This is a genomic window from Pseudokineococcus marinus, assembly GCF_013004605.1.
In the GTDB taxonomy this organism is placed as follows: Bacteria; Actinomycetota; Actinomycetes; order Actinomycetales; family Quadrisphaeraceae; genus Pseudokineococcus; species Pseudokineococcus marinus.
Genome location: NZ_JABEMA010000028.1, coordinates 1 through 18,866, shown reverse-complemented (window position 1 = coordinate 18,866; position 18,866 = coordinate 1). Strand labels below are relative to the sequence as shown.

At 77.3% G+C, this 18,866-nt stretch carries 17 protein-coding genes; 1 reads left to right on the top strand and 16 read right to left on the bottom strand.

What is annotated here, in order from left to right; translation table 11 throughout:
* Positions 1 to 607 precede the first annotated feature (607 nt).
* The 16 genes from tyrS to infC form a co-directional block, all read right to left on the bottom strand.
* Positions 608 to 1,873: a tyrosine--tRNA ligase gene (gene tyrS / locus HLB09_RS03955; RefSeq protein ID WP_171202101.1), complete on the bottom strand. Its 1,266-nt coding sequence runs from the start codon at positions 1,871 to 1,873 to the stop codon at positions 608 to 610.
* Between the two features lie 10 nt (positions 1,874 to 1,883).
* Positions 1,884 to 2,669: a DNA-3-methyladenine glycosylase gene (locus HLB09_RS03950; RefSeq protein ID WP_322790017.1), complete on the bottom strand. Its 786-nt coding sequence runs from the start codon at positions 2,667 to 2,669 to the stop codon at positions 1,884 to 1,886.
* Entirely contained in the window at positions 2,666 to 4,126 is a 1,461-nt protein-coding gene (gene argH, locus HLB09_RS03945) for an argininosuccinate lyase (RefSeq protein ID WP_171202100.1), read from the bottom strand. Before argH ends, HLB09_RS03950 begins: the two co-directional genes overlap by 4 nt.
* Positions 4,119 to 5,321 carry an argininosuccinate synthase gene (locus tag HLB09_RS03940; RefSeq protein WP_171202099.1) on the bottom strand — a complete coding sequence of 401 codons (1,203 nt, stop codon included), beginning with the start codon at positions 5,319 to 5,321 and terminating at the stop codon, positions 4,119 to 4,121. Before HLB09_RS03940 ends, argH begins: the two co-directional genes overlap by 8 nt.
* An 89-nt stretch (positions 5,322 to 5,410) precedes the next feature.
* Positions 5,411 to 5,965: an arginine repressor gene (locus HLB09_RS03935; protein WP_171202098.1), complete on the bottom strand. Its 555-nt coding sequence runs from the start codon at positions 5,963 to 5,965 to the stop codon at positions 5,411 to 5,413.
* A complete protein-coding gene (locus tag HLB09_RS03930) occupies positions 5,962 to 7,221 on the bottom strand; it encodes an acetylornithine transaminase (protein WP_322790016.1) in 1,260 nt (419 codons plus the stop codon). The genes HLB09_RS03935 and HLB09_RS03930 overlap by 4 nt, the downstream gene beginning before the upstream one ends.
* The gene (argB, locus tag HLB09_RS03925) at positions 7,218 to 8,078 is read right to left on the bottom strand and encodes an acetylglutamate kinase (RefSeq protein ID WP_344554034.1); all 861 of its coding nucleotides are present in this window, start codon (positions 8,076 to 8,078) and stop codon (positions 7,218 to 7,220) included. The genes HLB09_RS03930 and argB overlap by 4 nt, the downstream gene beginning before the upstream one ends.
* A gap of 98 nt (positions 8,079 to 8,176) precedes the next feature.
* A complete protein-coding gene (gene argJ / locus HLB09_RS03920; RefSeq protein WP_171202096.1) occupies positions 8,177 to 9,328 on the bottom strand; it encodes a bifunctional glutamate N-acetyltransferase/amino-acid acetyltransferase ArgJ in 1,152 nt (383 codons plus the stop codon).
* A 67-nt stretch (positions 9,329 to 9,395) separates the two neighbouring features.
* Complete coding sequence (gene argC / locus HLB09_RS03915) at positions 9,396 to 10,439, bottom strand: N-acetyl-gamma-glutamyl-phosphate reductase (protein WP_171202095.1); 1,044 nt, start codon at positions 10,437 to 10,439, stop codon at positions 9,396 to 9,398.
* A gap of 114 nt (positions 10,440 to 10,553) precedes the next feature.
* Positions 10,554 to 13,178 carry a phenylalanine--tRNA ligase subunit beta gene (gene pheT, locus HLB09_RS03910; RefSeq protein WP_171202094.1) on the bottom strand — a complete coding sequence of 875 codons (2,625 nt, stop codon included), beginning with the start codon at positions 13,176 to 13,178 and terminating at the stop codon, positions 10,554 to 10,556.
* Entirely contained in the window at positions 13,178 to 14,374 is a 1,197-nt protein-coding gene (gene pheS / locus HLB09_RS03905) for a phenylalanine--tRNA ligase subunit alpha (protein WP_171202093.1), read from the bottom strand. Before pheS ends, pheT begins: the two co-directional genes overlap by 1 nt.
* 70 nt (positions 14,375 to 14,444) lie before the next feature.
* A complete protein-coding gene (locus tag HLB09_RS18220) occupies positions 14,445 to 15,551 on the bottom strand; it encodes a sensor histidine kinase (protein WP_212770511.1) in 1,107 nt (368 codons plus the stop codon).
* On the bottom strand, positions 15,548 to 16,456 hold the full coding sequence (locus HLB09_RS03895; RefSeq protein ID WP_171202092.1) for a TrmH family RNA methyltransferase: 909 nt from the start codon (positions 16,454 to 16,456) through the stop codon (positions 15,548 to 15,550). The genes HLB09_RS18220 and HLB09_RS03895 overlap by 4 nt, the downstream gene beginning before the upstream one ends.
* 29 nt (positions 16,457 to 16,485) lie before the next feature.
* Complete coding sequence (rplT, locus tag HLB09_RS03890) at positions 16,486 to 16,863, bottom strand: 50S ribosomal protein L20 (RefSeq protein WP_171202091.1); 378 nt, start codon at positions 16,861 to 16,863, stop codon at positions 16,486 to 16,488.
* Positions 16,864 to 17,034: 171 nt separating this feature from the next.
* Positions 17,035 to 17,229 carry a 50S ribosomal protein L35 gene (gene rpmI / locus HLB09_RS03885; RefSeq protein WP_171202090.1) on the bottom strand — a complete coding sequence of 65 codons (195 nt, stop codon included), beginning with the start codon at positions 17,227 to 17,229 and terminating at the stop codon, positions 17,035 to 17,037.
* 88 nt (positions 17,230 to 17,317) lie between these two features.
* On the bottom strand, positions 17,318 to 17,953 hold the full coding sequence (infC, locus tag HLB09_RS03880) for a translation initiation factor IF-3 (protein WP_212770510.1): 636 nt from the start codon (positions 17,951 to 17,953) through the stop codon (positions 17,318 to 17,320).
* A gap of 276 nt (positions 17,954 to 18,229) precedes the next feature.
* Between infC and HLB09_RS03875 the strand changes: the two genes are divergently transcribed.
* Positions 18,230 to 18,646 carry a DUF1844 domain-containing protein gene (locus tag HLB09_RS03875; RefSeq protein ID WP_212770509.1) on the top strand — a complete coding sequence of 139 codons (417 nt, stop codon included), beginning with the start codon at positions 18,230 to 18,232 and terminating at the stop codon, positions 18,644 to 18,646.
* Positions 18,647 to 18,866: the final 220 nt, after the last annotated feature.

The following is an 18,866-nucleotide window of genomic DNA, read 5'->3' as shown; positions in this document are numbered from 1 at the left end:
CTCCATCAATGCACAACAACCACACCACGAACCCCGAAAGGCCCGCAGCCGGTCTTAATACACCTGGAACAACAGCACCCCACCCACTGGCGAGCAAGGCACCTGAACGCCCCCCACCACCCAAACCAGGCAGCAAGACACTTGACCAGAACCACGCGACACCAGACCCACCACAACGGCAGACCCAGCACCACCAGCCCAGCCCACAAAAAATGGCATTCGACTTCGGTACGCTGTTGAGTTCTCAAGAAGCAGACCCGCACACCAGACCGACCCGTGAAGGCGGCCCCCGCGTGAGGCGCTCCGCACCGTTCCCGGCGCGGCTCCGAAACACTAACCCAGATCCGCAGGCCTTCCGACCAACCCGACCCAGGCCCCACGCACACCCGCAAGACCAGCACCCCGAAGGAGAACCAGCCACACGGCCGAGCGAAGGAGCCAGACCCAGCGGGGACCGGCCACCGAACTGGTGTCCGTTCCTCCCTCCCGGGCGGCGAGGAAGAACGTTAGGCCACACCAGCGGCACGTGCAAGTCCGGCTCCCGGCCGGCCCCGCGGGCGGTCCCAGCCCCCACCCCGGCGACGACGCAGGCGGAGCGCCGGGTCGCTCAGCGCGGGCGTGCGTCCACCGCCGCCAGGGTGCGCTTGCCGCGGCGCAGGACCGCCCACCGCCCGTGCAGCAGCTGGCCGGGCGCGAGCTCGGCGTCCCCGTCGCGGACCGCGACGTTGTTGACGTACGCCCCGCCGTCGGCCACCGCACGACGGGCGGCCGAGCGGCTCGGGCTGAGGCCGCTCGCCGTCAGCAGCTCGACGACGGTCCGGGCTCCCTCCCCCACCGCCGTCTGCGGGAGCTCGGCCAGGGCTGCGGTCAGCGCCGGCTCGTCGAGGGCCTCGAGGTCCCCCCGCCCGAAGAGGGCGGCGGCGGCGGCCTCGGCGGACGCGACGGCGGCCTCCCCGTGCACGAGCGCCGTCACGTCGTGGGCCAGCGCGCGCTGCGCCTCCCGGGCGCCGGGGCGCTCCGCCGTCGCCGTGGCGAGCGCCTCGAGCTCCTCCCGGCTGCGATCGGTGAACACCCTGAGGTACCCGTCCACCGCGGCGTCCTCGGCGCGCAGCCAGAACTGGTGGAAGGCGTACGGCGACGTCAGGGAGGGGTCGAGCCAGACCGTCCCGCTCTCGGTCTTGCCGAACTTCGTCCCGTCGGCCTTGGTGACCAGCGGCACCGTGAAGGCGTGCACCTGCGTCTGGGCCGCGCGGTGCACGAGGTCCACGCCGGCGGTGATGTTGCCCCACTGGTCGCTCCCCCCGAACTGCAGCGTGCACCCGTGGCGCCGCCAGAGCTCGAGGTAGTCCATGCCCTGCAGCACCTGGTAGCTGAACTCGGTGAAGCTGATGCCCTCGTCGCTCGCCATGCGGGCGGCCACGGCGTCCTTGGCGAGCATCCGCCCCACGCGGAAGTGGCGGCCGACGTCGCGCAGGAGGTCGACGGCCGACAGGCGCGAGGTCCAGTCCATGTTGTCGACCATCCGGGCGGCGTTCGGCCCCTCCAGGTCGACGAAGGGCTCGATCTGCCGCCGGACGCTGTCGACCCACCCGGCGACGACGTCGGCGTCGTTGAGCTGCCGCTCGGCCGTGGGCTTCGGGTCGCCGATGAGGCCGGTGGCCCCGCCGACGAGCAGGAGCGGGTGGTGCCCGGCCCGCTGCAGGCGCCGGGCGACGAGGATCTGCACGAGGCTGCCGATGTGCAGGCTGGGCGCCGTCGGGTCGAAGCCGACGTAGAAGGTGCACGGCCGGGCCAGCGCGGCCCGCAGGGCCTCCTCGTCCGTGGACTGGGCCACCAGCCCGCGCCAGCGCAGGTCCTCGAGCACGTCGCTCACGCCACACCTCTCACGACAGCCGCCGTCCCGGCGGGCCGCCCGGCGCGGGCGGCCGCTCCAGCCTGCCAGAGGCCGCGCCCTCGCCCCCCGCTCCCTCGCCCGCCGGACCGCCACGCCCCCGTGGACGGCGCGGCGCGGCCCGCCGGTAGGGCGACACCGACGGCTCGCCCTCGAGGTGCAGCCGCCAGGGGAAGCGGGTCCCGTCGCCGCCCTCCCCGGAGACGCCGGTCCGCGGCCCGCGCCGCACGCGCCCGGCATGGACCTCGTCGCCGGGACGCCGCCCCAGGAGCCACGGGGAGGTCCCCGCGAGCAGGTCGTGGCCGTCGGAGGCGCCGTCGAGGCCGAGGGCGACGGTCAGGCGGGCCGGGCCGCGGGCCAGGTCGCGGTCCTCGCGGGCCGTGGGGCGCCGGGCCCGGGCCAGCGCGCCGCCCGCGACGACCTCACCGCCGCGCAGGAGCACCGCGGACGCCGTCCTGTCCGGGCCGCAGACGACGTTGGCGCACCAGTGCAGGCCGTACGAGCGGTACACGTAGAGGTGCCCGGGCGGCCCGAACATCACCGCGGTCCGCGGCGTGCGCCCCCGGGCGGCGTGGGACCCCGGGTCCCCCGGCCCCGCGTAGGCCTCCACCTCCGTGAGCCGGACGACGACCGCGCCGTCCGGCGTCGCGTGGACGACGTGGCAGCCGAGGAGGTCGGCGGCCACCTCGAGCACGGGCCGGGCCAGCGCCGCCCGGGTGAGCGGGGCCGCCAGCCCCGCGGGGAGGTCGCCGGCGGCGGGGCCGAGGTGCTCCGTCACGCCGGCGAGGACGCCCCGGGGGCGCGCTGCGCCCACGCCCGCAGCGCCGCGCTGCGCGAGCGCGCGGCGTCGAGCTGCTCGGCGACCCGGACGGGCGCCGTGCCGCCCACGGCGTCGCGGGAGGCGAGGGAGCCCTCGACGGTGAGCACGTCGCGGACGGAGGGGTCGAGGTGCGGCGAGATCTCGGCCAGGTCGTCGTCGGTGAGGTCGACGAGCTCGACGCCGCGCTCCTCGCAGCGCCGCACGCAGGCCCCCGCCACCTCGTGGGCCTCCCGGAAGGGCGTGCCGCGGCGGACGAGCCAGTCGGCCACGTCGGTCGCCAGGGAGAAGCCCTGGGGGGCGAGCTCGGCCATCCGGTCGGTGCGGAAGCGCAGCGTGGCGACCATGCCGGTGACCGCCGGCAGGAGCACCTGCAGGGTGTCGACCGCGTCGAAGACCGGCTCCTTGTCCTCCTGGAGGTCGCGGTTGTAGGCGAGCGGCAGGCCCTTGAGCGTCGTCAGCAGGCCGGTGAGGTCGCCGACGAGGCGCCCCGCCTTGCCGCGGGCGAGCTCGGCCACGTCGGGGTTCTTCTTCTGCGGCATGATGCTCGACCCCGTCGAGAAGGCGTCGTCGAGCACGACGAAGGAGAACTCCTTCGTCGCCCACAGGACGACCTCCTCGGACAGCCGGGACAGGTCCACGCCCGCCATCGCCAGCACGAAGCAGGCCTCGGCGACGACGTCGCGCGCCGCTGTGCCGTCGATGGAGTTCTCCACCGGCCCGTCGAAGCCGAGCTCGGCGGCCACGGCCGCCGGGTCGAGCCCCAGCGAGGAGCCCGCGAGCGCGCCCGAGCCGTACGGCGAGCGCGCCGCCCGCGCGTCCCAGTCGTGCAGCCGCTCGACGTCGCGCAGCAGCGGCCACGCGTGCGCCAGCAGGTGGTGCGCGAGGAGCACCGGCTGGGCGTGCTGCAGGTGCGTGCGCCCGGGCATCGGGGCCCTCGGGTGCGCGGCCGCCTGCTCGGCCAGGGCGTCCACGAGGTCGAGGAGCAGCCCGCCGACGACGCGGAGCTCCTCGCGCAGGTACGAGCGCACCATCGTGGCGATCTGGTCGTTGCGCGAGCGGCCGGCGCGCAGGCGACCGCCCAGGTCGTCGCCCGCGCGCTCGAGGAGGCCGCGCTCCAGCGCCCCGTGCACGTCCTCGTCGGCCGGCGACGGCCCGAAGGCGCCGGAGACGACGTCGGCCTCCAGGGCCTCGAGGGCGGCGAGCATGCCGTCGAGCTGCCCGTCGTCGAGCAGCCCCGCCCGGTGCAGCACCCGGGCGTGCGCCCGGGAGCCCGCGAGGTCGTGGCGGGCGAGGCGCCAGTCGAAGTGCGTCGAGCGCGACAGCTCGGTGAGCGCCTGCGCGCTCGTGCCGGCGAAGCGGCCGCCCCAGAGCCGCCCCTCGCCCGTCGCCCCCGCGCCCCCTGCGGCCTCAGCCACGGGTGCGCTGGTCCCGGCCCGAGGCGATCTTGCTCGGCAGGCCCCAGATGTCGACGAAGCCCTTGGCGAGCGACTGGTCGAAGGAGTCGCCCGAGTCGTACGTCGCGAGCGAGAAGTCGTAGAGGCTCGTCTCGCTGCGGCGCCCCGTGACGACGGCGCGCCCGGCGTGGAGCACCATCCGCACCTCGCCGGTGACGTGCTCCTGGCTCTCGGCGACGAAGACGTCGAGGGCGCGCTTCAGCGGGGAGAACCACAGGCCGTCGTAGACGAGCTCGGACCAGCGCTGGGACACCCCGCGCTTGAAGCGGGCGAGGTCGCGCTCGAGGGTGACGTTCTCGAGCTCCTCGTGCGCCGTCAGCAGCGCGATCGCCCCCGGCGCCTCGTAGACCTCGCGGCTCTTGATGCCCACGAGGCGGTCCTCGACCATGTCGATCCGGCCGACGCCCTGCTCACCGGCGCGGCGGTTGAGCTCCTCGATCGCCTGCAGCACCGTGACCGGGCGGCCGTCGAGGGCCACCGGCACCCCGCGCTCGAAGGCGACGACGACCTCGTCCGGGCCCGGGGACTGCCCCGGCTCCTGCGTGTAGCTGTAGACGTCCTTGGTCGGCGCGTTCCAGATGTCCTCCAGGAAGCCCGTCTCGACGGCGCGGCCCCAGACGTTCTGGTCGATCGAGAAGGGGTTGCTCTTCGTCGTCTCGATGGGCAGCTCGTGGGCCTGGGCGAACTCGATGGCCTTGTCGCGCGTCAGCGCGAGGTCGCGGACGGGCGCGATGCAGGACAGCTCGGGCGCGAGGCTCTGGATGCCGACCTCGAAGCGGACCTGGTCGTTGCCCTTGCCGGTGCAGCCGTGGGCGACGACGGACGCGCCGTGCTGCTGGGCCGCCGCGACGAGGTGCTTGACGATGACGGGCCGCGAGATCGCCGACACGAGCGGGTAGCGGTCCATGTAGAGGGCGCCCGCCTGCAGCGCGGGCAGGCAGTACTCGTCGGCGAACTCGTCGCGGGCGTCGGCGACCTCGGCCTCCACGGCGCCGCACGCCAGGGCGCGCTCGCGGATGGTCTGGAGGTCCTCGCCCCCCTGGCCGACGTCGACGGCGACGGCGACGACCTCGGCCCCCGTGCGCTCGGCGATCCAGCCGATGGCCACGGAGGTGTCGAGGCCTCCGGAGTAGGCGAGGACGACGCGGTCGGTCACAGGGTGCTCCTCAGGTGCTCTCGGGGGTGGTGCGTGCGGTGGTGCGTGCGGTGGTCGTGCGGTGGTCGAGCTGTGGTGGGGGGCCGGGCTCAGGCTCCCGTGCGCCCGGCGGCCAGGTCCAGCAGGCGGCGCGCCGTGGCGTCGCCGTCCGGGCCGCGCCCGATGACGAGGACGGTGTCGTCCCCTGCGATGGTGCCGAGCACCTCGGGCAGGACCGAGGTGTCGATGGCGGAGGCCAGGTACTGCGCCGCGCCGGGCGGCGTGCGCAGGACGACGAGGGACCCGGACGCCTCCGCCGTGACGAGGAGCTCCTCGGCCAGGCGGGACAGCCGGGCCAGCGACGTCCCGGCCGCCCGCGCGGCGACCGGCGTGCGGTCGCCGCCCTCGCCCGGGACGGCGTAGACGAGCCCGTGCTCGGGGTCGCGGACCTTGGTGGCGCCGAGCTCGACGAGGTCGCGCGACAGCGTCGCCTGGGTGACCTCGACCCCCTCCGTCGCGAGCAGCTCGGCGAGCTCGGTCTGCGAGCGCACCGGCCACGAGCGCAGGAGGGCGACGACGCGGGCGTGGCGGGCCGCCCGGGTCGAGGGTCGCCCCGACCCCGACCCCGAGCCCGTGCCCGCCCCGGGCGCGGCCCCGGCGCTCACGCCTCCTCCTGCGCCGCGGCCGCGAGGACCGCCGGCAGGGCGGCGACGAAGGAGCCGGCCTGCTCGTCGGTGAGGACGAGCGGCGGGGCGAGGCGCACGGCCGACGGGGCGACCGCGTTGACGACGAAGCCCGCCTCGAGGGCGGCCCGGGCGACGGCCGGCGCGGCAGGGCGCGAGAGCTCCAGGGCCAGCAGCAGGCCCTCGCCGCGCACCCCCGCGAGCAGCCCGGTGGGGTCGTCGACGCCGGCGAGGTCGGCCGCCCAGCGGGTGCCGAGGTCGCGCGCCCGCTCGACGAGCCCGTCGCGCTCGAGCACGTGGAGGACGGCCAGGGCCGCGGCGGCGCACACGGGGTTGCCCCCGAAGGTCGTGCCGTGCTGGCCGGCCCCGAGCAGCGCGCCGGGCCCCTCGCCGAGGCCGACGACGGCGCCGACGGGGAGGCCGCCGCCGAGGCCCTTGGCGAGGGTGACGACGTCGGCGTCGACGCGGCCGTCGGGGCCCGCGGCGGCGAACCACCGCCCGGTGCGCCCCACGCCGGTCTGCACCTCGTCGACGACGAGGAGCGCGCCGGCGGCCGCGGTGAGCTCGCGCGCGGCGGCGAGGTAGCCGGGGGGCAGGGGGCGCACACCGGCCTCGCCCTGCACGGGCTCGACGACCAGGGCGCCGACCCGTTGGCCGGCGTCGCCGTCGAGGGCCGCCGCGAGCGCGTCGACGTCGCCGAACGGCAGGTGCCGCACGCCGCCGGGCAGGGGCTCGAAGGGCTCGCGGATCGCCTGCTTCGCGGTGAGGGCGAGCGCGCCCATGGACCGCCCGTGGAAGGCGCCCTCGAGGGCGAGCACCTCGGGGCGGCCGGTGCGCCGCGTCATCTTGAACGCGCCCTCGTTGGCCTCGGTCCCGCTGCTGCAGAGGAAGACCCGGCTCCCCTCGGGCGCTCCCAGGAGCTCGAGCAGCCGCTCGGCCAGGGCGACCTGCGGGCCCGTCGCGAAGAAGTTCGAGACGTGGCCGAGGGTCGCCATCTGCGCCGTCACCGCGGCGGTGAGGACGGGGTGGGCGTGGCCGAGGGCGTTGACCGCGATGCCGGCGAGCAGGTCGAGGTAGCGCCGGCCGTCGGCGTCCCACACCCAGGCGCCCTCGCCGCGGACGAGCACCCGCTGCGGCGCGCCGTAGGTGCCCATGAGGGCGCGCGCGTAGCGCTCGGCCACGGCGCCGCCGACGGCGTCGCCGACGCCCGGGACCTCCGCGACCGCTCCCGCGCTCACGGCAGCACCACCTGGGTGCCGACGCCCTCGGGCGTGAAGACCTCGAGGAGCACGGCGTGCTCGACCCGGCCGTCGAGCACGGTGGCCTGCGGCACCCCGGCCCGCACGGCGCGCAGGCACGCCTCCATCTTGGGGATCATCCCGGCGTCCAGCCCCGGGAGGAGCGCCTCGAGGTCGTCGGCCGTGATCGAGCGGACGAGCGAGGAGCGGTCGGGCCAGTCGGCGTAGAGGCCCTCGACGTCGGTGAGAACGACGAGCTTGGCGGCGCCGAGCGCCGCGGCGATGGCCGCCGCGGCGGTGTCGGCGTTGACGTTGAGGACGGCCCCGGCCTCCACGGCGTCGCCGTCGGCCTCGGGGGCGACCGTGGCGACGACGGGGATGCGGCCCGCCTCGAGGAGGTCGAGGACGGCCGTGGGGTCGACGTCGACGACGTCCCCCACGAGGCCGACGTCCACGGGCTCCCCGTCGACGAGCGCCTCGCGGCGGACGGCGCGCAGGAGGCCCGCGTCCTCCCCGGAGAGGCCGACGGCGAGGGGGCCGTGCGCGTTGAGGAGGCCGACGAGCTCGCGCCCGACCTGGCCGACGAGCACCATCCGGACGACGTCCATCGCCTCGGGCGTGGTCACCCGCAGCCCGCCGCGGAACTCGCTCTCGATGCCCAGGCGGCCGAGCATGCTCGAGATCTGGGGCCCGCCGCCGTGGACGACGACGGGGCGCACGCCGACGGAGCGCAGGAACACCATGTCCGCGGCGAAGGCGCGGCGCAGGCGGTCGTCGACCATGGCGTTGCCGCCGTACTTGACGACGACGACCTCGCCGGCGAAGCGCTGCAGCCACGGCAGCGCCTCGACGAGCACGGCGGCCTTGGCCCCGGCGTCGAGGTCGGAGGTCGTGGCGGGGGTGACGGAGCCCGGGGCGGCGGGCGGCGCCCCGGCCCCGTCGGCGGTGGGCGCGCTCACGTCGAGTACGCCGAGTTCTCGTGCACGTAGGCGTGCGTGAGGTCGTTGGTCCACACCGTGGCCTCCTCGGGGCCGGCCTTGAGGTCGACGACCACCTCGACGTCGCGCGCCGAGAGGTCGACGAGGGAGCGGGGCTCGCCGACCGCGCCGTCGCGGCAGACGGCGACGCCGTTGAAGGAGACGTCGAGCACCGCCGGGTCGAAGGCGGCGGAGGTCGTGCCGACGGCCGCCATGACGCGGCCCCAGTTCGGGTCCCGCCCGAAGACGGCGGCCTTGAAGAGGTTGCTGCGCGCCACCGAGCGGGCCACCTCCAGGGCGTCGGCCTCGGAGGCGGCGCCGCGGACGGTGATGGCGACGTCGTGCTCGCTGCCCTCGGCGTCCGACAGCAGCTGGGAGGCCAGGTCGGCGCACAGCGGCCGCAGCGCCGCCGCCAGCTCCTCGGCGCCGACGCGCACGCCGGAGGCCCCGCTCGCCAGCAGCGCGACGGTGTCGTTGGTCGACTGGCAGCCGTCGGAGTCGAGGCGGTCGAAGGTCGCGGCCGTCGCGGCGCGCAGGGCGGCGTCGGCGTCGGCCGGCTCGACGACGGCGTCCGTCGTCAGGACGACGAGCATCGTCGCGAGCGCCGGCGCGAGCATGCCCGCGCCCTTGGCCATCCCCCCGCACGACCAGCCGTCGCGCTCGACGACGGACGTCTTCGGCACCGTGTCGGTCGTCATGACCGCCACGGCGGCGTCGTCCCCGCCCTCGGCCGACAGCGCGCCGGCGGCGGCGTCCACGCCCGCGAGGAGCCGCTCGGCGTCGAGCTGCTCGCCGATGAGGCCGGTCGAGCAGACGAGCACCTCGCCGGCGCCGCAGCCGAGGAGCTCGGCCGTGCGCTCGGCGGTGCGGTGGGTCGCCGCGAAGCCCTGGGGGCCCGTGTAGCAGTTGGCCCCGCCGGAGTTGAGGACGACGGCGCGGCCCCGCCCCGTGCGGGCGACGACCTCCGACCACAGCACCGGGTTCGCCTTGCACCGGTTCGAGGTGAAGACGGCGGCCAGCACGTCGAGGGGCCCGTCGTTGACGACGAGCGCGACGTCGGGGCGGCCGCTGGGCTTGAGGCCGGCCGTCACGCCGGCGGCGCGGAAGCCGGCGGGGGCGGTGGTGCTCACGAGGGCCTCCTGGCGGTGGTGCCGGCGGACGGGCGACGGGGTGGGGGGACGGCGGGGCGGCGGACGCTCACGGCGCCAGCCCGACGGCGCTGAGCCCCGCACCCTCGGGGAGGCCGAGCGCGATGTTGAGGCCCTGCACGGCGGCGCCGGCGGTGCCCTTGACGAGGTTGTCGACGGCGGCGACGGCGACGACCCGGCCGACGCGCTCGTCGAGCGCGACCTGGAGGTGGACGGCGTTGGAGCCCGCCACGTCCTTGGTCCGCGGCCAGCGGCCCTCGGGCAGCACGTGGACGAAGGCCTCGTCCGCGTAGGCGTCCTGCCAGGCGGCCCGGACCTGCGCGGCCGTCGTCCCCGGCTGCGTGCGGGCCGTCGCCGTGGCGAGGATGCCGCGCGGCATCGGCGCGAGCGTCGGGGTGAAGGACGCGCGGACCGGCTCGCCGGCGGCGGCGGCGAGCCCCTGCTCGACCTCCGGGGTGTGCCGGTGGACGCCCCCGACGCCGTAGGGCGACATCGACCCCATGACCTCGGCGCCGAGCATCGTCACCTTCGCGGCGCGGCCGGCGCCCGAGGTGCCGGAGGCCGCCACGACGACGACGTCGTCGGCCTCGCACAGGCCGGCGGCCATGCCCGGGGCGAGGGCGAGGGTGCAGGCCGTGGGGTAGCAGCCGGGGACGGCGAGGCGCCGGGCGCCGACGAGGGCGTCGCGCTGGCGGCCGCCGCCCGCCAGGGGCAGCTCGGGCAGGGCGTACGGCCACGTGCCGGCGTGGGGGCTGCCGTAGAAGGCCTCCCACGCGGCGGCGTCCGCGAGCCGGTGGTCGGCGGCGGCGTCGACGACGAGCACCTCGTCGCCGAGCTCGGCGGCGAGCGGGCCGGAGCTGCCGTGCGGCAGCGCCAGGACGACGACGTCGTGCCCGGCGAGCACCTCGGCGCTCGTGGGCTCGAGGACCCGGTCGGCCAGCGGCAGCAGGTGCGGGGCGTGCTGGCCCAGCGGGGTCCCCGCGCTCGAGGCCGCGGTCAGCGCCCCGACCTCGACGTCCGGGTGGCCGAGCAGGAGGCGCAGGACCTCCGCCCCCGCGTAGCCGCTGGCCCCCGCGACCGCCACCCTCACCATGCGCATGACCATACACACTGGTGGATGCTCATGCGAACGCCGGAGCGCCCGCTCGGCCGACGGACCGGCGGGCGCCCGGCCGCCGGCGTCGGCGGCCGGGGTCAGGTGCCGCGCTCAGCTGCCGCGCAGGACGGCGCCCGTCGCCTCCCCCGCCGCCGCCACCGCGGCCTCGCGCGCCTGCGCGACCTCGGCCCCGGTGAGCGTGCGGTCGGCGGCCCGGAAGCGCAGCGAGAAGGCCAGGGACCGGCGGCCCTCGCCCACCTGCTCGCCGACGTAGACGTCGACGAGCCGGCACTCCTCGAGCAGGGGCCCGGCGCCGCGCCGCAGGGCCGCCTCGACGTCGGCGGCGGGCACGGACGCGTCGACGACGAGGGCGACGTCCTGCTTGACCACGGGGTAGGTCGCGAGGGCGCCCGGACGCGGCGGGCCGGGCAGCGCGCCCAGGAGGACGTCGAGGTCGAGCTCGAGCGCGACCGAGCGGGCCGGCACCTCGAGCGCCGTGACGGCCCGCGGGGCCAGCTCGCCGGCGTGGCCGACGACGGCCCCCGCGGCCGGCCCCCCGGCCACCCGCAGCGCCGCGCAGCGACCGGGGTGGAACGGCGGACGGTCGGCCTCGGCCACGGCCGCCAGCGGGACGCCGAGGACCTCGCCGACGAGGAGGGCGAGCTCGACGGCGTCACGGGCGTCGGCGCTGCGGCCCCGCCCCTCCCAGTCTCGCGGGGTGCGCGCACCGACGAGGAGCGCCGCGACGTGGAGGGGCTGGTGCGGCACCGACGCCCGGACGGCCGCCTCCTCCTCCGCGGTCGGCCGCCGGTCGACGCCCGGCCGGGGGGACGGCGCGCGGTCCGCCGCGGGCAGCGCCACCGAGCCCAGCTCGAAGAGCGCCACGTCGTCGGCGCCGCGGCCGACGTTGCGGCGCAGGACGTCGACGAGCGTCGCGAGCAGGCTCGTGCGCAGGAGCGGCTCCTCCTCGCGCAGCGGGTTGGCCACGCGCAGGGCGCGGCGACGCTCGTCCCCGTCGGGCAGCCCCAGGGCGTCGGCCCGCTCCGGCGAGACGAACGGGTAGCTCGCCACCTCGACGAGGCCCGCCTCGGCGAGCGCGCGGGCCACGGAGCGCACCGCGCGGCGGCGCGCCGTGAGACCACCACCGGCGACGACCCCGCCGGCCGTGCCCGGCACGGCCCGGGGCAGCACGGAGGGGATGCGGTCGTAGCCGTCGAGGCGCGCGACCTCCTCCACGAGGTCCGCGGCCTGCTGGAGGTCCGGCCGCCACGACGGCGGCTCGACCGACCAGGCGCCGACGGCGGGGCCCGTGCCCGCGGCGGCGGTGCCCGCGAGCGCGTCCGGGGCGCCGGGGCCGCCGGAGACCGCGCACCCGACCTGCTCGAGCAGCGCGCGCACGCGCTCGGGTGCGTAGTCGACGCCCACCAGCCGAGCGGGCTCCCGGACGGGGAGGGAGACGACCGGCCGCTCGGCCGGCCCGCCGACGTCGGTGAGGCCGTCCTCGGCGGTGCCGCCGCCGTGCTCGACGAGCAGGTCGACGGCCAGCTGGGAGGCGGCCGCCGCCATCGCGTCGTCGACGCCGCGCTCGAAGCGACGGCTCGCCTCGCTGGGGAGGCGGTGCCGCCGGGCCGTGCGCGCGACGGAGACGGGGTCGAAGCACGCCGCCTCGAGGACCACGTCGCGGGTCGCCGCGGTGACCTCGGTGCTCGCCCCGCCCATGACGCCGGCCAGCCCGACGGCTCGAGCCCCCTCCGCGCCGTCGGCGATGACGAGGTCCTCGGGGTGCAGGGCCCGCTCGACGCCGTCGAGCGTCGTCAGGCGCTCCCCCGCACGGGCGCGGCGGACGACGAGGGCCCCGTCGAGGCGCGCGGCGTCGTAGGCGTGCAGCGGCTGGCCGACGAGGAGCATGACGTAGTTCGTCACGTCGACGGCGAGCGACACCGGGCGCATCCCCGCCTGGACGAGCCGACGGCGCAGCCACCACGGTGACGGACGGCTCGGGTCGACGCCGCAGACCGTGCGCGCGGTGAACCGGCTCGCCCCCGGCCGCCCGTCGACGGGCCCCTCGTCGGCGAGGACGACGTCGCGCTCACCCGGCGCGCTCGGCACCCGGACGCCGGCCAGCGGGTCGCGGAAGGCGGTGGCGACGTCGAGCCCGCGACCGTGGGCGTGCTCGCGCCCGAGCCCGCGGACGCTGAGGCAGTAGCCGCGGTCGGGGGTGACGTTGACCTCGACGACCCGGTCGTCCAGCCCGAGGAGGGCCTTGGCGTCGTCGCCCGGCGCGGCGCCGTCCGCCGCGGCCCCGAGGAGCTCCGCGAGCACGATGATCCCGTCGGAGTCCTCCCCCAGCCCCAGCTCGGCGGTGGAGCAGATCATCCCGTCGGACACGTGCCCGTAGGTCTTCCGCGCGGCGATGGCGAAGCCGCCGGGCAGCACGGCGCCGGGCAGGCTGACGACGACGAGGTCGCCGGCGCCGAAGTTCTGCGCGCCGCAGACGATGCCCCGCGGCTCCTCCTCGCCGACGTCGACCGAGCACCAGTGGATGGTCTTGCCGTTCTTCTGCGGCTCGGGCTCGGCCGACAGGACGCGGCCGACGACGACGGGGCCGCTGACGTCGCCGCCGTGCAGGCCCTCCTCCTCGAGGCCGACGCGCACGAGCACCGCGGCGACGTCCTCCGCGGTCGCGCCGTCCGCGACGTCCGTGACCTCCGCGAGCCAGCTCACCCCGACGCGCATCAGACCTCCACCCCGAAGCGCCGGCTGAACCGGGCGTCGCCCTCGACCATGTCGCGCATGTCCTGCACGCCGTTGCGGAACATCAGCGTCCGCTCGATCCCCATGCCGAACGCGAAGCCGGAGAACCGCTCGGGGTCCACCCCCGCGGCCCGCAGGACGTGGGGGTTGACCATCCCGCAGCCGCCCCACTCGATCCATCCCGTGCCCCCGCAGGTGCGGCAGGGGGCGCCCTCGCCCGCGGGGTCGTCCGCGCGGGTCGAGGCCGCCTCCTCGGCGGCGGTCGCCGCCCCCTGCGCGCGGGCGGCCGCCCCGCCGTCGGGGGCGACGACGCCGGTGCCGGCGCAGACGGGGCAGCGGACGTCGAGCTCGGCGCTCGGCTCGGTGAAGGGGAAGAAGGCCGGGCGCAGGCGCGTGACCGTGCCCTCCCCGAGCATCGCCACGGCCAGGGCGTCGAGGACGCCCCGCAGGTGCGCCATCGTCAGGTGCTCGTCGACGGCGAGCCCCTCGACCTGCGTGAAGACGGGCGTGTGGGTGGCGTCGAGCTCGTCGGTCCGGAAGACGCGCCCGGGGACGGCGACGTAGAGCGGCGCGCCGTGGTCGAGCAGGGCGCGCGCCTGCACGGGCGAGGTGTGCGTGCGCAGCACCAGCCCGTCCTCCGGCGGGTCGACGAAGAAGGTGTCCTGCATCTGCCGCGCGGGGTGGTCGGGGCCGAAGTTGAGGGCGTCGAAGTTGAACCACTCCGCCTCGACCTCGGGCCCCTCGAGCACGCTCCAGCCGAGCCCGGTGAAGAAGTCCTCCACGCGCTCGACGAGCAGCCCCAGCGGGTGCCGGGCCCCCCGGGGGCGCCGCGACGTCGCCTGCGTGAGGTCGAGCGCCTCGGTGACCAGGACGGCGGCGTCGCGCTCGGCCTCCAGGACGGCGCGGCGCTCGGCGACGGCGTCGGCGACCCGCCGCCGAGCCTGGCCCATCCGGCGGCCGGCGTCGGCCTTCGCCGACGGCGGCAGCGCCCCGATCTCGCGGTTGGCCAGCGCCAGCGGGCTCCGGTCGCCCCCGTGGGCGCGGGAGGCCGCCGCGAGCTCCTCGAGGTCGCCGGCCGCGGCGACGGCCGCGAGCGCGTCGGCCACGGCGCCCTCGACCTGCTCGGCGTCCAGCGGCGTCACCTGGACGGGGTCGAAGTCCTTGTTCGGGGCAGACACGGGGGGTGAGTCTAGGGACCGCCCGCGGACGGGCCGCCCGTCGTCCGCCGCCGCGGAGCACGGCGACGCCTCAGACGTCGGGGTGCAGGTCCGCGGTGGGGTCGCCGGCGGGGAGGGTGAAGACGAAGCGGGCGCCGCCGAGGTCGGAGCGCCGCACGACGATGCGGCCGCCGTGCGCCTCCACGAGGCCGCGCACGACGTAGAGGCCGAGGCCGGTGCCCCCGCGGCTCTCACCGCGCCAGAACTTGGTGAAGACGAGCGGGATGTGGGCCTCGGAGATGCCGGGGCCGGCGTCCTCCACGCAGACGACGAGGGCCTCGGCGTCGCGCGAGGGCACGGCGTCGAGGGCCTCGGAGGCGACGGCGCCCGTCCCCAGGGACAGGCGCACGAGCCCGTCGCCGTGGCGGACGGCGTTCTCGACGAGGTTGGCGAGCACCTGGTCGAGGCGGTCGCGGTCCGCCCAGACCTCGGGGAGCGCCTCGGCGGGCGGCGCGTCGACGCGCACGCGGTCCGGGTCGAGCCCGGAGGCGACCGCCCGCTCGGCGTGGGCGCGCAGGACGGCGCCGACGTCCACGGGCAGCGTCCGCACCTCGAGGCGGCCCACGTCGATGCGCGAGATGTCGAGGAGCTCGGTGATGAGGCGGGTGACGCGGTCGGCGTCGTGCTCGACGGTCCGCAGCATGAGCTGCTTCTGCTCGTCGGTGAAGCGCTCCCAGCGGCGCAGCAGCGTCGAGGTGAAGCCCTTGACGCTCGTCAGGGGCGAGCGCAGCTCGTGCGCCACGGTGGCGATGAGCGCGGCGTGGTCGGCCTCGGCGCGGCGGCGGGCGTCCGTCCCCCGCAGCGCGAGGACCACCCGGCTCACCGGCTCGCCGCGGCCCGGGCGCACGTAGCGGGCGGTCACGAGCACCTCGCGCCCGCCCGGCAGGACGAGCAGGCGCTCGCGGTGCCCGCGGCGGGTGGCGAGGCCCGACCACGGGTCGGTGCAGGCCCACCAGCGCCGCCCCGAGGTGTCCTGCAGGGCCAGCGCGTCGCGCACGTCGCGCCCCAGCAGGTCCGCGGCGCGCAGCCCCAGGCAGCGCTCGGCCTCCGGGGTGACGACGACGACCCGGGCGTCGGCGTCGGCGACGACGAGCCCGTCGGGCAGGTCGCCCGGGTCGAGGAGCACCCCGTCGCTCACGCCCGGGCCCCCGTGGCGCGCGACGTCCGGGGCCGGTGGGCCCGGGCGGCGGCGTAGAGGCAGACCGCCGCCGCCGTCGCGAGGTTGAGGCTCTCGGCGCGGCCGTGGAGCGGCACGCGGACCACGGCGTCGGCGAGCTCGCGGTCGGCCGCCGACAGGCCGTGGGCCTCGGTGCCGAAGACCCAGGCGACCGGCCCCGCCAGGGGGCCCTCGCCGTCGGCGGCGGCGTCCGCGAGGTCGTCGAGGTCGTCCTCCCCCTCGCCGTCGGCGGCCAGCACGGCCGCGCCCGCCGAGCGCAGGCCCGCGACCGCCTCGGCCAGCCCGACGCCCGTGACGACGTCGAGGTGGAAGAGGGAGCCCGCCGTCGAGCGGACGCACTTGGGGTTGTAGAGGTCGACGCTGCCGGAGGTGAGGACCACCGCGTCCGCCCCCGCGGCGTCGGCGGCCCGCAGCACCGTGCCGGCGTTGCCCGGGTCGCGGACCTCGGCGAGGACGGCGACGAGCCGGGGCCGGCGGTCGAGCACGTCCGCGAGCGGGACGTCGACCGGCCGGCAGACGGCGAGCAGCCCCTGCGGGGCGACCGTGTCGGCCATCGCCGCGAGGACCTCGTCGGTGCACGGTCGCACGGTCGCGCCGCGGCGCGCGGCCTCCTCGACGAGCGCCCCGTGCCGCTCGAGGGCCTCCGGCGTGCCGTAGAGGTCGCGGACCGCCCCGGCCGGCACGGCCTCCCGCACCGCCTGCGGGCCCTCGGCGAGGAAGGCCCCGGCCCGCACGCGCGCGGGGCGCCCCGCCAGCCGGCTGACCGACCGCACCCGCTCGCTGCGGGGGTTGGCCAGCACGGCCGTGGCGGGACGCCCCGGGGAGTGCTGCTGGTGCTGGTCGTGCTGGGCGGCGGACGCGCTCATGCCGCCCGCCCGACCCGGCGCCGCTGCGCTCAGGCCGCCGCGCCGGCCTGGGCCGGCACGTTGGCGCGCGAGAGCTCGACGAGCGCCGCGAAGGCCGCCTCGTCGTTCACGGCCAGCTCGGCGAGCATGCGGCGGTCGACCTCGACACCCGCGGCCTTGAGGCCCTGGATGAAGCGGTTGTAGGTCATGCCGTTGGCGCGCGCGCCGGCGTTGATGCGCTGGATCCACAGGCGGCGGAAGTCGCCCTTGCGCGCCTTGCGGTCGCGGTAGGCGTAGACGAGGGAGTGGGTGACCTGCTCCTTCGCCTTCCGGTACAACCGCGAGCGCTGGCCGCGGTAGCCGCTGGCGCGCTCGAGGGTCTCCCGGCGCTTCTTCTGGGCGTTGACCGCCCGCTTGACGCGTGCCACTGAGGTGCTCCTCGTCGTCTCGGCCCGGGGGCCGTGGGGTCCGGGCGGCCGGAGGGCCGCCGCGGGCGTGTGCTCGGGGGGGTGCCCGACCCGCGAGCGGGGTCGAGCCGGTGGGGTCGCTCGCGCGACCGCCGGGGTGCCGGGGCGTCGGACGCCCGCCCCGGCGGGGGCTCAGCGCCCGAGGAGCCGGCGCGCCGTCTTGGCGTCGGCGCCGGAGACCTGGGCGTCGCCGGCGAGGCGGCGGGTCACGCGGGAGGACTTGCCCTCGAAGAGGTGGCGGCGGCCGGCGCGCTCGCGCATGACCTTGCCCGTGCCGGTCAGGCGCAGGCGCTTCTTGGCGCCGCTGTGGGTCTTGTTCTTCGGCATGGCGCCGGATCTCCTCATGCTCGTGCGCGGGCCCCCGGGGTGAGCCCCGGGGGCGGTGGTGCGGGTGGTGCTGGGCGGCCCCGCTGCCTCAGGCCTGCTGGCCCTCGGCGGCCGCGGCCTCGGCCGGCGCCGCCTCGGCGGCGGGGGTGTCGCGGCGGCGGCGCTGCTCGGCGCGCGCCTCGGCCTTCTTCCGGTGCGGGCCGATGACCATGACCATGTTGCGGCCGTCCTGCGTGGGGGCGCTCTCGACCGAGCCGAGCTCCTCCACGTCGGCCGCCATCCGCTGCAGGAGGCGGTAGCCCATCTCCGGGCGCGACTGCTCGCGACCGCGGAACATGATCATGACCTTGACCTTGTCCCCCGCGGAGAGGAACTTCTCGGCCTGGCCCTTCTTCGTCGCGTAGTCGTGCGGGTCGATCTTCAGGCGCAGGCGCACGGTCTTCAGCACCGTGTTGGCCTGGTTCTTGCGCGCCTCGCGCGCCTTCATGTCGGCCTCGTACTTGAACTTGCCGAAGTCCATGAGCTTGCAGACGGGGGGTCGCGCCTGCGGGGCGACCTCGACCAGGTCGAGGTCGGCCTCCTGGGCCAGGCGGAGGGCGTCCTCGACGCGGACGATCCCGACCTGCTCCCCGCCGGGACCGACGAGTCGGACCTCGGGGACGCGGATCCGGTCGTTGATGCGCGGTTCGCTGATGTGCTGCTCCCTAGTCGCGTGCGGCGGCACCGCCGCAGCGAGGGAGGGTCCCCGCGCCGCGGACGCGTCGACGGCGGCGCGCCCACCCGGGGCCGGTCACCCCCGCGCCGCCTCGAGGGCGGCGCGCGGGGGCGCACGCGGACCGGCCCGTCACGGGCCGACCGCGGACCGGACCCGGCCACCTCCGCCGGGACGGCGGGGTCGCTCTCGGGTGGGAGGCTCGGCCTCCGCTTGGCGTCCCGCTCCCCCGGCCCACCAGCAGGAGGGCGCGCAGGAGCGGTCGGTCTGCGTGCCAGGGTAGCAGGCATGGCCCCTGAGACCCCCGGCTCCGCCGGTGACCCCTCCGACCACGCCCCCGACGAGGGGACCGCGCCGCTCGCGGGCGCACCGGACGGGGCCCGCGAGCTCCGCGACATCGCCGAGGTGCCCTCCGTGGAGGTCATCACGACCGCGGCCGTGCACCTCATGAGCGCTGCGGCGGTGAAGTGCGGCCTGGCCGAGGGGCCCGAGGCGCGCGAGCACCTCGACCTGGCCGAGGCGCGCGTGCTCATCGGCGCCCTCGCCGGGCTCGTGACCGCCGCGGCGCCGGACATCGGCAACCAGCACGCCCGCGCGCTGCGCGACGGCCTGCGCTCCCTCCAGCTGGCCTTCCGAGAGGCCTCCGTCGTCCCCGACCCGCCGGGCCAGGGCCCCGGGGAGCGCCTCACCGGGCCCGTCCGCTGACCCGCCCCGCCACCGGGCGGCCCCCTTCGCTTGACGGGTTCCAGACTGGGTGGTCAGGTGAGCCGGTGACCACCCCCGCCGGCGCGCCGACGACGCCCGCTGACCCGACCGCCCAGGAGAACGCCATGTCCAGCACCGCCGCAGACCCGGAGCGCGAGAGCCCCGGCCGCAACGACCCGTCCGCCGGCGTCCAGAAGGCCCTGCTCGGGATCGGGTGGAC